The sequence below is a fragment of the Curtobacterium sp. PhB136 genome, from assembly GCF_004346855.1.
Taxonomy (GTDB): Bacteria; Actinomycetota; Actinomycetes; order Actinomycetales; family Microbacteriaceae; genus Curtobacterium.
In genome coordinates this window covers 136395-151038 of record NZ_SMGH01000008.1, presented here as the reverse complement: position 1 = coordinate 151038, position 14644 = coordinate 136395, and the positions used below count along the sequence as shown (strand labels likewise).

Here is a 14644-nt window from a genome sequence, read left to right as displayed (position 1 = left end):
GCGGCTTCGTGCCCAGCACGAACGACAGCCAGCACGTGTTCCACGGTTCGCAGGTGTGATCTCCCTCAGATCACCGCTTCCCGGTCCGTCGTCTGAACGGCGGCCGTCGCAACAGTGTCGGCACATCCCGAGTGCCACGCACCGCGCCGGAAGTCGGTGGAAACTCTCCGCGCTCTGCGGTTCGGAAGGAACACAGCAACTTGACCAACGTGAACAACTCTGCTGCCACGGCAGAGATCCCCAGCGACCTGCGCGCGCTCCGTCTGCCCGAACTGCAGCGGATCGCCTCCTCCCTCGGCATCACGGGGCTCTCGAAGCTCCGCAAGGGCGACCTCATCGCCGCGATCGAGGACAAGCGCCCCGAGACGACCGAAACCACGGCGACGGCCCCGGCCGTGACGCCGGAGCCCGAGTCCGCGACCGGTGCCGAAGCCGCCGCCGTCTCCGAGGAGCTCGCCCCGGCCGCCCTGACCCACCACGAAGCCGGCGCCGAGGCGACCGACGTCGTGGACGCCCCGACGACGGAGGCCGCGCCGTCGCGTGCCCGTCGTTCGCGCCGCGCCAGCTCCGGTGGCACCGTGACCACGGCGCCGACCACGGCCGCTGAGCACACCAACCACGGCCAGACCGGCACCGAGGACCTCCTCGCCGGCCTCGACCAGGTCCGCGCCGAGAAGGACGCCCAGGAAGCCCAGTCGGGCGGCCAGCGTCGTCGTCGCGGCCAGCAGCCGAAGGCCGACCAGGCCGCCGCCGCCGTCGTCGCCGAGGAGGCCCCGGCCACCGAGCAGGACGCCGACGCGACGAGCGTGCAGGACGACCAGCAGGACACGGACCAGAACGACCAGGGTCAGGGTCAGAACGACCAGGACCAGAACGGTGAGAACGAGGGCGGCTCGCGCCGTGGTCGTCGCAGCCGTGGACGCGGTCGTGGCCGCGGCCAGAACGCCGAGTCCGGCGACCAGCAGCAGGGTCAGCAGTCCCAGGACGCCGAGCCGGCCGCGCAGCAGAACGGCCGCCAGCAGAACAACCGCCAGGCCGACAAGCAGGACCAGGGCGACCAGGCCGAGCAGGGCGAGCAGAAGCAGGGCCGGCAGAAGCAGGGCCAGCAGAAGCAGAACCAGGGCCAGCAGAACCAGGCCCAGCAGAACCAGCACCAGAACCAGGCGCAGAACCAGCAGAACCACGCCCAGCAGCAGCGCGACGACCAGCAGCGTCGCGACCAGGAAGAGGCCGAGAGCGGCCGCAGCCGTCGCCAGCGCGACCGCAAGCGCGGCCGTGGCGGGCAGAACGACGACTTCGAGCCGGAGATCACCGAGGACGACGTCCTGATCCCGGTCGCGGGCATCCTCGACGTGCTCGACAACTACGCCTTCGTGCGGACCACCGGGTACCTCCCGGGCCCGAGCGACGTCTACGTCTCCCTCGGCCAGGTGAAGAAGTACCACCTGCGCAAGGGCGACGCCGTCGTCGGTGCGATCAAGCAGCCGCGCGACAACGAGCAGCAGAGCCGCCAGAAGTACAACGCGCTGGTCAAGATCGACACGATCAACGGCCAGTCCGCGGACGAGGCGGCGAGCCGCGTCGACTTCCAGGACCTCACCCCGCTGTACCCGAACGAGCGCCTGCGCCTCGAGACCGAGCCGGCGAAGCTGTCGACCCGGATCATCGACCTGGTGTCGCCGATCGGCAAGGGCCAGCGCGGCCTGATCGTCTCGCCGCCCAAGGCCGGCAAGACCGTCGTGCTGCAGGCCATCGCGAACGCGATCTCGAAGAACAACCCCGAGGCGCACCTCATGGTCGTCCTCGTGGACGAGCGGCCCGAAGAGGTCACCGACATGCAGCGCACGGTGAAGGGCGAGGTCATCGCCTCGACCTTCGACCGTCCCGCCGAGGACCACACCACGGTCGCCGAGCTCGCCATCGAGCGTGCGAAGCGCCTGGTGGAGCTCGGCCACGACGTCGTCGTGCTGCTCGACTCGATCACCCGTCTGGGTCGCGCCTACAACCTGGCGACCCCGCCGTCGGGCCGCGTGCTCTCCGGTGGCGTCGACTCCGCCGCGCTGTACCCGGCGAAGCGCTTCTTCGGCGCTGCTCGGAACATCGAGAACGGTGGCTCGCTGACCATCCTCGCCACGGCGCTCGTCGAGACCGGGTCGAAGATGGACGAGGTGATCTTCGAGGAGTTCAAGGGCACCGGCAACATGGAGCTCCGCCTGAACCGCCACCTGGCGGACAAGCGGATCTTCCCGGCCGTCGACGTCAACGCCTCCGGCACCCGTCGCGAGGAGCAGCTGCTCTCCGCCGACGAGGTCAAGATCACGTGGCGTCTGCGCCGGGCCCTCGCCGGGCTCGACCCGCAGCAGGCCCTCGAGATCGTGCTGCGGAACCTCAAGGAGACGCAGTCGAACGTCGAGTTCCTGGTGCAGGTGCAGAAGTCGGTCCCCGCGACCGGTCACCACAACGGCCACCAGGAGTAACCGGTGTTCGAGTCGGTGGCAGGGCTGCTGGCGGAACACGAGGACCTGACGCAGCAGTTGTCGGACCCCGCGCTCCACGCCGATGCGGCCCGGGCGAAGAAGGTCAACCGGCGGTTCGCCGAACTGAACCAGATCAAGTCCGCGTACGAGGCCTGGACGGCGGCGGGGGAGGACCTCGCCGCCGCCCGGGAACTCGCGCGTGAGGACTCGGCGTTCGCGGACGAGGTCCCCGAGCTCGAGGAGCAGCTCGCGGAGCGCCAGGAGCGGCTCCGCCGTCTGCTGATCCCTCGGGACCCGGACGACGGCCGTGACGTCATCATGGAGATCAAGGGCGGCGAGGGCGGCGAGGAATCGGCGCTGTTCGCGGCCGACCTGCTGCGCATGTACTCGCACTACGCCGAGTCCAAGGGCTGGAAGGTCGAGCTCCTCGAGCGCACCGAGAGCGACCTCGGCGGCTACAAGGACGTCCAGGTCGCGATCAAGTCGAACTCCTCCGACCCCGCGCAGGGCGTCTGGGCGCACCTGAAGTACGAGGGCGGCGTGCACCGCGTGCAGCGGGTCCCGCAGACCGAGTCGCAGGGGCGCATCCACACCTCGACGACCGGCGTGCTGGTCTTCCCCGAGGTGGACGAGCCCGAAGAGGTCGAGATCAACCAGAACGACCTCAAGATCGACGTGTACCGGTCCTCCGGTCCCGGCGGTCAGTCGGTGAACACGACGGACTCCGCGGTCCGCATCACGCACCTGCCCACGGGCATCACGGTCGCGATGCAGAACGAGAAGTCCCAGCTGCAGAACCGTGAGGCCGGCATGCGTGTCCTGCGTGCCCGCATCCTGGCCAAGCAGCAGGAGGAACTGGACGCCCTGGCGTCGGACGCCCGTCGTTCGCAGATCCGCGGGATGGACCGTTCGGAGCGCATCCGCACGTACAACTTCCCGGAGAACCGGATCGCGGACCACCGCACCGGGTACAAGGCGTACGACCTCGACCGCGTCATGAACGGTGCGCTCGAGCCCGTCATCGAGTCCGCCATCCGTGCGGACGAAGAGGCACGTCTGGCCGCCGTCGGCGACCAGAACGCCTAGGAACACTGCCCTGGAGGCCCGGATCACCCCCGACACGCCCCCCACGTTCGCAGCGGATCGCCTCCTCGACGAGGCGACCGCTGCGCTCGTCGCGCACGGGGTCCCGACCCCGCGCGTGGACGCGGAGCTCCTGCTCGCCTGGGCGACCGACACCTCGCGCGGCGCCGTGCAGGCCCGCGCGATGACCGGCGGCGCGATCGCGGGGGAGCACGTCGAGCGCTTCCGCCAGGCGGTCGCGCGGCGCGCCACACGCCTGCCGCTGCAGCACATCACCGGCGAGGCGCACTTCCGCGCGCTGACCCTGGCGGTCGGACCCGGGGTGTTCGTGCCCCGGCCGGAGACCGAGTCCGTCGTGCAGTTCGGCATCGACGCGCTCCGGGCGACCGCGGTGCCCGAGCCGATCGCCGTCGACCTCGGGTCGGGCAGCGGCGCCATCGCGATCGCCATGGACACCGAGGTGCCGAACGCCCTGGTGTACGCCGTCGAGCGATCGGCCGACGCGCTGCCCTGGACCCGGCGGAACGTCGAGACGTACGGCGGCACGGTCCGACTCGTCGAGGGCGACCTGGCCGACGCGTTCCCGGAACTCGATGGCTCGGTCTCGGTCGTCGTGTCGAACCCGCCGTACGTGCCGGACGACGCGATCCCGATCGACCCCGAGGTCCGCGACCACGACCCGGCGCTCGCGCTCTACGGCGGCGCCGACGGGCTCGACGCGGTCCGTGCCCTCACCGAGACCGCGTGGCGGCTCCTGGTGCCGGGCGGGTTGCTCGTCATCGAGCACGCGGAGCCACAGGGCGCAGCCGTGCGCGAGGTGCTGGCGCGCCGGGGGTTCCGTTCCCCGGAGACGCACGTGGACCTGACGGGACGCGACCGCACGACCACCGCCACGCGCTGACCGGGGCCGAGCCGGGCCTCCCGTCCGGGCCGAGCCGCGCGTCTACGCAGCGCGCGTTCCGCGTGTGGGAGGTCGTTTCGCGCGTGGGGAGTTGTTTCGCGCTTGGGGAGTTGTTTCGCGCGTAGGGGGTCGTTCCTTCCGACTCCCTACGCGCGTTCTCACTTCCCAGCGCACGCGCGATGGGAAGGAACGCGCGCAGTGTGTCTACGCGACGGTGGCGTCCGAGCGGGCCGCGACGAAGGCGCGGACCGCGTCGCGGAGGTCCGTGTCGTGCTCGACGAGCACGGCGGTGATGCCGACGGACCGGGCGCCCTCGACGTTCTCCGGCATGTCGTCCGCGAAGAACGTGTCCTCGGGGCGGGCGCCGTGGTGCTCGAGGGCCCGGAGGAACACCTCGGGCTCGGGCTTGCGCGCACCGAAGTTGCTCGACGTGTCCAGGTGCTCGCCGAACAGCGGCGGCAGGGACGGTGCCCAGCGGTGGATCCAGCGCCCCGCGAGCGGCCCGTTGTTCGTGAGCAGCGCGACACGGCCGTGCTCACTGGCGATGCGGACGGCCTCGATGCGCTCGGGCAGCTCGGTCATCGCAGCACCGCGGATGCGCGCCCACTCGGCCTCGGGCACCTCGCACTCCATCGCGGCCTCGAACGCGGCGAGGTAGGCGTCGCCGTCGGGGAAGTGGCCGGCCTCGGCCCGCATCTCACCGCCGGTGCGCCACCAGCGGCGTCGGAGCTCGTCGAGCTCGTGCCCGGTGAGCTCGGTGAGACCCGCCATCCGGGTCTTCCAGTCGTACCGGACGAGCACGTCGTCCATGTCGAAGAGGAACAGGAGTCGGGGCGCAGGCGTCTCGTTCACGATGTCCACCATTGTGTCGCACTATCATCGTCGAGTCATGGCATCCCGATACGACTGCAACGACCCCGACGGGCTCCTGACCGGGATGCGGCTCGCGCGCGCAGCACTCGGCCGGGGCGAACTCGTCGTGGTCCCCACCGACACCGTGTACGGCCTCGCTGCCGACGCCTTCAACCAGGCCGCCGTCCAGCGCCTCCTCGACGCGAAGGGACGCACCCGGCAGTCACCGCCGCCGGTGCTCATCCCCGGGCCGCCGACGCTCGACGCGCTCGCGAGCGAGGTCCCGCAGCAGGTCCGCGACCTCGTCGCCGAGTTCTGGCCCGGTGGACTCACCGTCATCCTGCGGTCGCAGCCGTCCCTCGACTGGGACCTCGGCGAGACTCGGGGGACCGTGGCGCTCCGGATGCCGGACTCGCGGATCGCGCTCGAGCTCCTGCAAGAGGTGGGGCCGCTCGCGGTGTCCTCCGCGAACTCCACGGGCGACCCCGCTGCGATGGACATCGACGCTGCCGAAGCGATGCTCGGCGACAGCGTCGCGGTCTACCTCGACGGTGGATCGCTCGCCCCCCACGACGGGTTCGAGGCCTCGACCGGCTCGACCATCGTCGACGCCACGGGCCTGTCGACGGGGGACGGTCTGCGGATCGTGCGCCACGGCGTCATCCCGGACTCCGAGATCGAACGGGTCGTGGGGGCCGACCTCGTCACATGAAGTACTACCTGCTCGCGGGGCTGATCTCGGCGGTCGTGAGCTTCCTCGTGAGCTGGCTCGTCTGGAAGCTCGGGATCCGCTACAAGTGGTACCCGAAGGTCCGCGAGCGAGACGTGCACCGGACGCCGACCCCGCGGCTCGGCGGGATCGCGATGTTCATCGGGATCATCGTCTCGCTGCTCTGCGCGTGGTTCGTCTTCCCGGAGATCGCGGGTGTGGACTACTTCCGGCTCGTCTTCGCGGAACCGCAGCGCGTGCTCGCGGTGCTGGCGGGGGCGACGATCATCGTGGTGCTCGGTGTCGCCGACGACATCTGGGACCTCGACTGGATGACGAAGCTCGCGGGGCAGATCATCGCCGCCGGCATCCTCGCCTGGCAGGGCGTCGCGATCGTGTCGCTCCCGATCGGCAACTCCCTCGGCGTCGGCTCGTCCTACATGAGCCTGATCTTCACCGTGCTGGCGGTCGTCCTGGTGATGAACGCCGTGAACTTCATCGACGGGCTCGACGGCCTCGTCGCCGGGGTCGCGATCATCGCCGGTGGGGTGTTCTTCCTCTACACGTTCTTCATCAACCGCGTGGTCGTGCAGACGGAGTTCTTCTTCAACCTGCCGTCACTGTTGACCGCGGTCCTCGTGGGGGCGTGCTTCGGCTTCCTGATCCTGAACTGGCACCCGGCGAAGCTCTTCATGGGCGACGCCGGCGCGCTGCTCGTCGGCTTCCTGATGGCCACGAGCGCCGTCTCGATCACGGGCAACATCGACCCGGCCGCGGTGCGCACCCGGACGGACCTGCTGCCGGCCTTCATCCCGATCCTGCTGCCGTTCGCGATCCTCATCGTGCCGATCCTCGACTTCGGCCTCGCGGTGTTCCGTCGCCTGAGCGCCGGGAAGTCGCCGTTCTCCGCAGACCGCAAGCACCTGCACCACCGGCTGCTCGACATGGGGCACTCGCACTTCCACGCGGTGCTGATCTTCTACGCGTGGACGGCGACCGTCGCGATCGGCTGTCTGCTCTTCCTGTTCGTCGAGTGGTGGTGGGTGGTCGCGTTCGTCGCGGTCGGCTTCACCATCTGCGCGATCGCCACGTTCGCGCCGCTCGGGCGGAAGCGCACCGAGATCCGCGTGCAGACCGCCGGGGCTGCCGGAGTCGTCGACGCCAGCCTCGACCCGCTGGACCGTGCCGCGGCCGCCCGTGACGGGCGTCCCGTGACGGGGCCGTCGCGGACCGCTCGTGCAGCGCGGTCCGCGCCGTCCGGCCGTTCCGCGTCATCCGCCCCGTCCGCCCCTGCCGCACCGTCGGCCCCTTCCGCCTCGTCCGACAGCTCGACCTCTGGAGACCACTCGTGACCGCACCGAACGGACTCGACCACGTCCGTCCCGTCTTCCGCCGGATCCTCGTGCAGGGAGCCGTCCTGGCGGCCGCACTCGCGGTCGTGGGCGGTCTCGTCGGGTTCCTCGTCGCCGGGGGACCGGGACTCGCCGGCGGACTGATCGGCGCGGTGATGAGCGTGGTGTTCTGCGGGCTGACCGCGGTGAGCGTGCTGCTGGCGATCCGGTTCTCCGGCGGGCAGATGATCTCCGGCGCGTTCTTCGGCACGATCATGGGGATGTTCCTCGTGAAGTTCGTGCTCTTCATCGTGGTGCTCGTGCTGTTGAAGGACCGCGACTGGGTGAGCACGCCCGTCCTGGCGATCGCGATCATCGTCGGGGTCATCGGCTCGCTCGTCATCGACGTGACGGTGATCAGCAAGGCGCGCGTGCCGATCGACGTCCGGCTCCCCGGCGCAGCGTCCACTCCGGAAGGCTCCGCGGAGCCTGAGAAGGACGACCCGCGCGTCTGAGAGCCCGGGAAGGCTCTCACACCTGGTAGTGTTTGTTGCGTCCGCGTCCGGAGCCTCGCTCGGAGCGGACAGCCTCCACACAGTCCACCATCGCGTGCCATGATGTGCGCGCGCCGACACAGGAGACAGCGCTGCTATCCCACGCTCTTCCCCTGTCCCTCACCGCTGCGGCCAACACCGTTGCGGCGGGGAGCAGTAAGGCCGCCGAGTTCCATGGTCCGTCGATCAACGAGTTCTTCCCGGACGCGATCTTCTTCGCCGGGACGCCGTTCGAGATCGATCGCGTCGTCATCATCCGCTTCATCGCGGTCGCAGTGCTCCTCGTCTTCGCGTTCGCGGGCACCCGCGCACTGAAGCTCGTCCCGAACCGCGGACAGGCGTTCATCGAGTACGGCTTCGACGTCGTGCGACGGAACACCTTCGACAACCTGGGCGAGAAGGACGGCAAGCGCTTCCTGCCGCTCCTCGCGTCGATCTTCTTCGGCGTGCTGTTCATGAACCTGACGGGTCTGATCCCGGGGCTGAACCTCGCCGGCACCAGCCGCATCGCGATGCCGATGATCCTCGCGCTCATCGCGTACGTCGCCTTCATCTACGCCGGTCTCCGCAAGCACCCGGGCACGTTCCTCCGGAACTCGCTCTTCCCGCCCGGGGTGCCGTGGTACCTGTACATCATCGTGACGCCGATCGAGCTCGTCTCGACCTTCGTCCTCCGCCCGGTCACGCTGACCCTGCGACTCCTGATGAACATGGTCGTCGGGCACCTGCTGCTCGTCCTGTTCTTCTCGGCAACGCAGTTCTTCTTCTTCGACGCCTCGCTCGGCTTCAAGGCCTTCGGCATCGGGACCATCGCCTTCGGCATCGCGTTCAGCTTCTTCGAGATCCTCGTCGCGCTGCTCCAGGCCTACGTCTTCATGCTCCTCACCGCCGTCTACATCCAGCTGGCGCTGGCCGACGAGCACTGATTCCTCACTGACCCCCTACGGGACCGGCATCCGTCGGACCCGCACCTCGAAAGGAAAACACGTGGACGCAACGACCGTTCTCGCGGAGATCAACGGCAACATCGCGACGGTTGGCTACGGCCTCGCAGCGATCGGCCCGGCCATCGGCGTCGGCATCGTCGTCGGCAAGACGATCGAGTCCGTCGCTCGCCAGCCCGAGCTCCAGGGCCGCCTGACGACCCTCATGTACATCGGTATCGCCTTCACCGAGGCCCTCGCCTTCATCGGCATCGCCACGTACTTCATCTTCACCTCGTAAGGCTTCTCGATGAACACTGCACTCATCATCGCGGCGGAGGAAACGCACAACCCGTTGATCCCGCCGGTGTACGACATCGTGTGGTCGCTGGTGGCCTTCGTCATCATCTTCCTGGTGTTCTGGCGTGTCGTCACGCCGCGCATCACGAAGATGCTCGATGAGCGCACCGAGGCCATCGAGGGTGGCATCAAGAAGGCGGAAGCCGCGCAGGAGCAGGCCGCAGCCGCGCTCGACGAGTACAACAAGCAGCTCGCCGACGCCCGTGCCGAAGCCTCCCGCATCCGCGAGCAGGCCCGTGCCGACGCCACGGCGATCGGCAACGAGGTCCGCGAGCAGGCATCCGCCGACGCAGCGCGCATCACGTCGAACGCCCAGGCGCAGATCGAGGCGGAGCGCCAGAGCGCGCTCCAGTCGCTCCGCTCCGAGGTCGGCTCGCTCGCACTCGACCTCGCGTCGGGTGTCATCGGCGAGTCCCTCAAGGACGACGCCAAGGCCACCGCGGTCGTCGACCGCTTCCTCGCCGACCTCGAGTCGACGAACAGCGCCGACGCGTCGCAGGCCGAGACGGAGCGCTGAGCATGCGGAGCGCCACCAGAGCAGCACTCTCGTCCACGCAGGCGGTGCTCGCCGACCTCGGCGGCAACGCCGACCTGGCGAGCGGTGCTGAGATCCTCGCCGCAGGGCGAGTGGTCGCCGGTGCGTCCCAGCTCCTCACGCTGCTGGCCGACCCGACCGCCGACATCGTCGGCAAGAAGGCCGTCGTCGACCGGGTCTTCGCCGGACAGTCCGACGCCACGCGCGCCGTGCTGACCGCCGTCGCCGGTTCCCGCTGGTCCTCCCAGCAGGACCTGCTCGCCGGCATCGAGGACGCGGGCATCCGTGCCGTCGCGGCCACGGCCGAGGCGGGCACCCCGATCGAAGCGGAGCTGTTCGCCTTCGAGACCGCTGTTCGTTCGGACGCCGGCCTCGAGCTGGCGCTCGGCACGAAGCTCGGCAGCCCGGAGCAGAAGAGCGCGCTCGTCGAGCGCCTCATCGGCAGCAAGTCGTCGCCGCAGACCGTGACGATCCTGTCGGCACTGGTCCAGCAGCCGCGCGGCCGCCGGATCGGTGAACTGGTCCGGGATGCCTCGCGCATCGTCGCCGACCAGGCCGAGAAGGTCGTGGCGACGGTCATCACTGCCACTGCGCTGTCGGAAGCACAGGCGGCTCGCGTCGCCCGCGGGCTGTCGGCGCGCTACGGCAAGGACATCATCGTCAACCACGTCGTCGACCCCAGGGTCGTCGGCGGGGTCCGGGTGCAGGTCGGTGGCGACGTCATCGACGGCACCGTGTCCACGCGCCTCGCCGACCTCCGGCTCCAGCTCGCCGGCTGAGCGTACGGTCGAACCGACACCCCAAGTCCACAACGGGAACTGTCCCCACCGGGCAGCATCACCCTCTCGGAGCCGAAGGGCCCCGGAAACCAACAAGGAAAATCCCATGGCAGACATCACCATCAGCCCCGATGAGATCCGTGATGCCCTGAAGGACTTCGTCTCGAACTACGAGCCGACGAAGGCCTCCACGGCCGAGGTCGGGCACGTCACCGACGCCGGTGACGGCATCGCCCACGTCGAAGGCCTCCCCGGCGTCATGGCCAACGAGCTCATCCGCTTCGAGGACGGCACGCTCGGCCTCGCGCAGAACCTCGACGAGGACTCGATCGGCGCCATCGTGCTCGGCGAGTTCGCCGGTGTCGAAGAGGGCCAGGAAGTCACCCGCACCGGCGAGGTCCTCTCGGCCCCGGTCGGCGACGGCTTCCTCGGTCGCGTCGTCGACCCGCTCGGCGCCCCGATCGACGGTCTCGGCGAGATCGCGGCCGAGGGTCGTCGTGCCCTCGAGCTCCAGGCTCCCGGCGTCATGTCCCGCAAGTCGGTGCACGAGCCGCTCCAGACCGGCATCAAGGCGATCGACGCCATGATCCCCGTCGGCCGTGGCCAGCGTCAGCTGATCATCGGCGACCGCCAGACCGGCAAGACGGCGATCGCGATCGACACGATCATCAACCAGAAGGCCAACTGGGAGTCGGGCGACGAGGACAAGCAGGTCCGCTGCATCTACGTCGCCATCGGCCAGAAGGGCTCCACGATCGCCTCCGTCAAGGGTGCGCTCGAGGACGCCGGCGCGATGGAGTACACGACCATCGTCGCCGCCCCGGCCTCCGACCCGGCCGGCTTCAAGTACCTCGCCCCGTACACCGGTTCGGCCATCGGCCAGCACTGGATGTACCAGGGCAAGCACGTCCTCATCATCTTCGATGACCTGTCGAAGCAGGCCGAGGCCTACCGTGCGGTGTCGCTCCTCCTGCGTCGTCCGCCGGGACGCGAGGCCTACCCGGGCGACGTCTTCTACCTGCACTCCCGTCTGCTGGAGCGTTGCGCGAAGCTGTCCGACGAGCTCGGCGCCGGTTCGATGACGGGTCTCCCGATCATCGAGACCAAGGCGAACGACGTCTCGGCGTACATCCCGACCAACGTCATCTCCATCACCGACGGCCAGATCTTCCTGCAGTCGGACCTCTTCAACGCGAACCAGCGTCCGGCTGTCGACGTGGGCATCTCGGTGTCCCGCGTCGGTGGTGACGCCCAGGTGAAGTCGATCAAGAAGGTCTCCGGCACGCTCAAGCTCGAGCTGGCGCAGTACCGCTCGCTCGAGGCCTTCGCGATGTTCGCGTCCGACCTCGACCAGGCGTCGCGTCGTCAGCTGGACCGTGGTGCTCGCCTCACCGAGCTCCTCAAGCAGCCGCAGTACTCGCCGTACCCGGTGGAGGAGCAGGTCGTCTCGATCTGGGCCGGCACCAACGGCAAGCTCGACACGGTCCCCGTCGCCGACGTGCTCCGCTTCGAGTCCGAGCTGCTCGACCACCTGCGTCGCAACTCCGACGTGCTCACGACCCTGCGCGAGACGAACCAGCTCAGCGACGACACCGTCGCCGAGATGGGCAAGCAGATCGACGAGTTCACGAAGAGCTTCCAGACGAGCGACGGCAAGACCCTCGGGTCGGAGCAGGTCCAGGCCGCTGACGCCGAGGACGTCGACCAGGAGCAGATCGTCAAGGGTCGTCGCTAGATGGCAGCCCAGGTCCGGGTCTACCGACAGCGAATCAAGTCCGCGAAGACCACGAAGAAGGTCACGCGCGCCATGGAGTTGATCTCGGCGTCGCGGATCCAGAAGGCCCAGGCCCGCATGGCCGCGTCCGGTCCGTACTCGCGTGCGGTGACCCGGGCCGTGTCGGCCGTGGCGACGTTCTCGAACGTCGACCACGTGCTGACCACCGAACCCGAGTCGTCGACCCGCGCAGCCGTGGTGCTGTTCACCTCGGACCGCGGCCTGAACGGCGCGTTCAGCACGAACGTCCTCAAGCAGGGCGAGGAGCTCGCCTCCCTGCTCCGCAGCGAGGGCAAGGACGTCGTCTACTACCTCGTCGGTCGCAAGTCCGTCGGGTACTTCGCGTTCCGTGAGCGTTCGTCCGAGCAGCAGTGGGTCGGCAACACCGACCAGCCCGAGTTCTCGACGGCCAAGGAGATCGGCGACGCGGTCGTGTCGAAGTTCCTCCAGGACACGGCAGAGGGCGGCGTGGACGAGATCCACATCGTGTTCAACCGCTTCCTGAGCCTCGCGACCCAGGAGCCGCAGGTCGTCCGCCTGCTCCCGCTCGAGGTCGTCGACGGCGTCGACGAGCCGACGGACAACGAGCCGCTCCCGCTCTACGAGTTCGAGCCGGACGCCGACGCGGTGCTCGACTCGCTGCTCCCGGTCTACATCGAGAGCCGCATCTTCAACGCCATGCTGCAGTCGGCTGCTTCCGAGCACGCCGCACGGCAGAAGGCGATGAAGGCGGCCAGCGACAACGCCGACTCGCTGATCCGTGACTTCACCCGACTCGCGAACAACGCGCGTCAGGCCGAGATCACACAGCAGATCTCCGAGATCGTCGGCGGCGCCGACGCCCTCTCGTCGAAGAAGAAGTAGTCCGCGTCGTTCGCGGACAGCAACCCACCCTCAGGAAGGCACCAGCCATGACCGACACCGCTACCACCGCGGTCGAGACGTCGTCGGCGCCCGGTGTCGGCCGGATCGCCCGTGTCACGGGCCCCGTCGTCGACATCGAGTTCCCGCACGACGCAATCCCGGAGATGTACAACCTCCTCTTCACGACGATCACCATCGGTGACTCGTCGCAGGAGATCGGCCTCGAGGTCGCGCAGCACCTCGGCGACGACCTGGTCCGTGCCATCTCCCTGAAGCCGACCGACGGCCTCGTCCGTGGTCAGGAAGTCCGTGACTCGGGCGCCCCGATCTCGGTCCCCGTCGGCGACGTCACCAAGGGCAAGGTCTTCGACGTGCTGGGCAACGTGCTCAACAGCGACGAGAAGCTCGAGATCACCGAGCGCTGGCCGATCCACCGCAAGGCCCCGGCCTTCGACCAGCTCGAGTCCAAGACCTCGATGTTCGAGACCGGCATCAAGTCGATCGACCTCCTCACCCCGTACGTGCAGGGTGGCAAGATCGGTCTCTTCGGTGGTGCGGGCGTCGGCAAGACCGTCCTCATCCAGGAGATGATCCAGCGCGTCGCGCAGGACCACGGCGGTGTGTCGGTGTTCGCCGGTGTCGGCGAGCGCACCCGTGAGGGCAACGACCTCATCGGTGAGATGGAAGAGGCGGGGGTCTTCGACAAGACCGCCCTCGTGTTCGGCCAGATGGACGAGCCGCCGGGAACGCGTCTCCGTGTCGCCCTGTCGGCGCTGACGATGGCGGAGTACTTCCGCGATGTCCAGAAGCAGGACGTGCTCCTCTTCATCGACAACATCTTCCGCTTCACGCAGGCCGGCTCCGAGGTCTCGACGCTGCTCGGCCGCATGCCGTCCGCGGTGGGCTACCAGCCGAACCTCGCCGACGAGATGGGTGTGCTCCAGGAGCGCATCACCTCGACGCGTGGTCACTCGATCACCTCGCTGCAGGCGATCTACGTCCCGGCTGACGACTACACCGACCCGGCGCCGGCGACCACGTTCGCGCACCTCGACGCCACCACGGAGCTCTCCCGCGAGATCGCGTCGCAGGGTCTCTACCCGGCGATCGACCCGCTGACCTCGACGTCGCGCATCATGGACCCCCGGTACCTGGGCGCTGACCACTACGAGACGGCGACGCGCGTCAAGCAGATCCTCCAGAAGAACAAGGAACTGCAGGAGATCATCGCCATCCTCGGTGTCGACGAGCTCTCCGAAGAGGACAAGATCACGGTCGAGCGCGCTCGTCGTATCCAGCAGTTCCTCTCGCAGAACACGTACATGGCCAAGAAGTTCACGGGCGTCGAGGGCTCCACGGTGCCGCTGAAGGACACGATCGAGTCCTTCCGCGCGATCGCCGACGGTGAGTTCGACCACGTGGCCACGCAGGCCTTCTTCAACGTCGGTGGCATCAACGACGTCGAAGAGAAGTGGGCGCAGATCCAGAAGGAGAACCGCTGA

The 14644-nt window shown here is 68.8% G+C and carries 14 protein-coding genes; 13 read left to right on the top strand and 1 reads right to left on the bottom strand.

Features of this window, described 5'->3' with window-relative positions; all coding sequences use genetic code 11:
• Positions 1–200: 200 nt before the first annotated feature.
• Genes rho through prmC form a run of 3 tightly spaced genes read left to right on the top strand, consistent with a single transcriptional unit; the run spans position 201 to position 4461 of the window.
• A complete protein-coding gene (gene rho, locus EDF27_RS14640) occupies positions 201–2477 on the top strand; it encodes a transcription termination factor Rho (RefSeq protein ID WP_132049605.1) in 2277 nt (758 codons plus the stop codon).
• 3 nt (positions 2478–2480) lie between these two features.
• The gene (gene prfA, locus EDF27_RS14635) at positions 2481–3563 is read left to right on the top strand and encodes a peptide chain release factor 1 (protein ID WP_123653612.1); all 1083 of its coding nucleotides are present in this window, start codon (positions 2481–2483) and stop codon (positions 3561–3563) included.
• Between the two features lie 22 nt (positions 3564–3585).
• Complete coding sequence (gene prmC, locus EDF27_RS14630; protein ID WP_165931530.1) at positions 3586–4461, top strand: peptide chain release factor N(5)-glutamine methyltransferase; 876 nt, start codon at positions 3586–3588, stop codon at positions 4459–4461.
• A gap of 204 nt (positions 4462–4665) precedes the next feature.
• Here prmC and EDF27_RS14625 read toward each other — a convergent pair whose 3' ends face one another.
• A complete protein-coding gene (locus EDF27_RS14625; RefSeq protein ID WP_243698370.1) occupies positions 4666–5313 on the bottom strand; it encodes an HAD family phosphatase in 648 nt (215 codons plus the stop codon).
• Between the two features lie 37 nt (positions 5314–5350).
• Here EDF27_RS14625 and EDF27_RS14620 point away from each other — a divergent pair, with 37 nt between their 5' ends.
• From EDF27_RS14620 to atpD, 10 genes are all read left to right on the top strand, one after another.
• Entirely contained in the window at positions 5351–6025 is a 675-nt protein-coding gene (locus EDF27_RS14620; RefSeq protein ID WP_123704243.1) for an L-threonylcarbamoyladenylate synthase, read from the top strand.
• The gene (locus EDF27_RS14615; protein ID WP_132049599.1) at positions 6022–7374 is read left to right on the top strand and encodes an MraY family glycosyltransferase; all 1353 of its coding nucleotides are present in this window, start codon (positions 6022–6024) and stop codon (positions 7372–7374) included. Before EDF27_RS14620 ends, EDF27_RS14615 begins: the two co-directional genes overlap by 4 nt.
• A complete protein-coding gene (locus EDF27_RS14610) occupies positions 7371–7868 on the top strand; it encodes a hypothetical protein (protein WP_123653607.1) in 498 nt (165 codons plus the stop codon). The genes EDF27_RS14615 and EDF27_RS14610 overlap by 4 nt, the downstream gene beginning before the upstream one ends.
• A gap of 104 nt (positions 7869–7972) precedes the next feature.
• Positions 7973–8833, top strand: coding sequence for a F0F1 ATP synthase subunit A (gene atpB / locus EDF27_RS14605; RefSeq protein ID WP_243698369.1), 861 nt, complete (start codon positions 7973–7975; stop codon positions 8831–8833).
• 61 nt (positions 8834–8894) lie between these two features.
• Positions 8895–9131 carry an ATP synthase F0 subunit C gene (atpE, locus tag EDF27_RS14600; protein ID WP_123704245.1) on the top strand — a complete coding sequence of 79 codons (237 nt, stop codon included), beginning with the start codon at positions 8895–8897 and terminating at the stop codon, positions 9129–9131.
• A 9-nt stretch (positions 9132–9140) separates the two neighbouring features.
• Entirely contained in the window at positions 9141–9707 is a 567-nt protein-coding gene (locus EDF27_RS14595) for a F0F1 ATP synthase subunit B (RefSeq protein ID WP_123704247.1), read from the top strand.
• A 2-nt stretch (positions 9708–9709) separates the two neighbouring features.
• Complete coding sequence (locus EDF27_RS14590; RefSeq protein WP_132049597.1) at positions 9710–10504, top strand: F0F1 ATP synthase subunit delta; 795 nt, start codon at positions 9710–9712, stop codon at positions 10502–10504.
• A 106-nt stretch (positions 10505–10610) separates the two neighbouring features.
• Positions 10611–12239 carry a F0F1 ATP synthase subunit alpha gene (gene atpA, locus EDF27_RS14585; RefSeq protein ID WP_123653604.1) on the top strand — a complete coding sequence of 543 codons (1629 nt, stop codon included), beginning with the start codon at positions 10611–10613 and terminating at the stop codon, positions 12237–12239.
• The gene (locus EDF27_RS14580; protein ID WP_123653603.1) at positions 12240–13142 is read left to right on the top strand and encodes a F0F1 ATP synthase subunit gamma; all 903 of its coding nucleotides are present in this window, start codon (positions 12240–12242) and stop codon (positions 13140–13142) included.
• A gap of 47 nt (positions 13143–13189) precedes the next feature.
• Positions 13190–14644, top strand: a complete 1455-nt coding sequence (gene atpD / locus EDF27_RS14575) for a F0F1 ATP synthase subunit beta (RefSeq protein WP_123653602.1) — start codon at positions 13190–13192, stop codon at positions 14642–14644.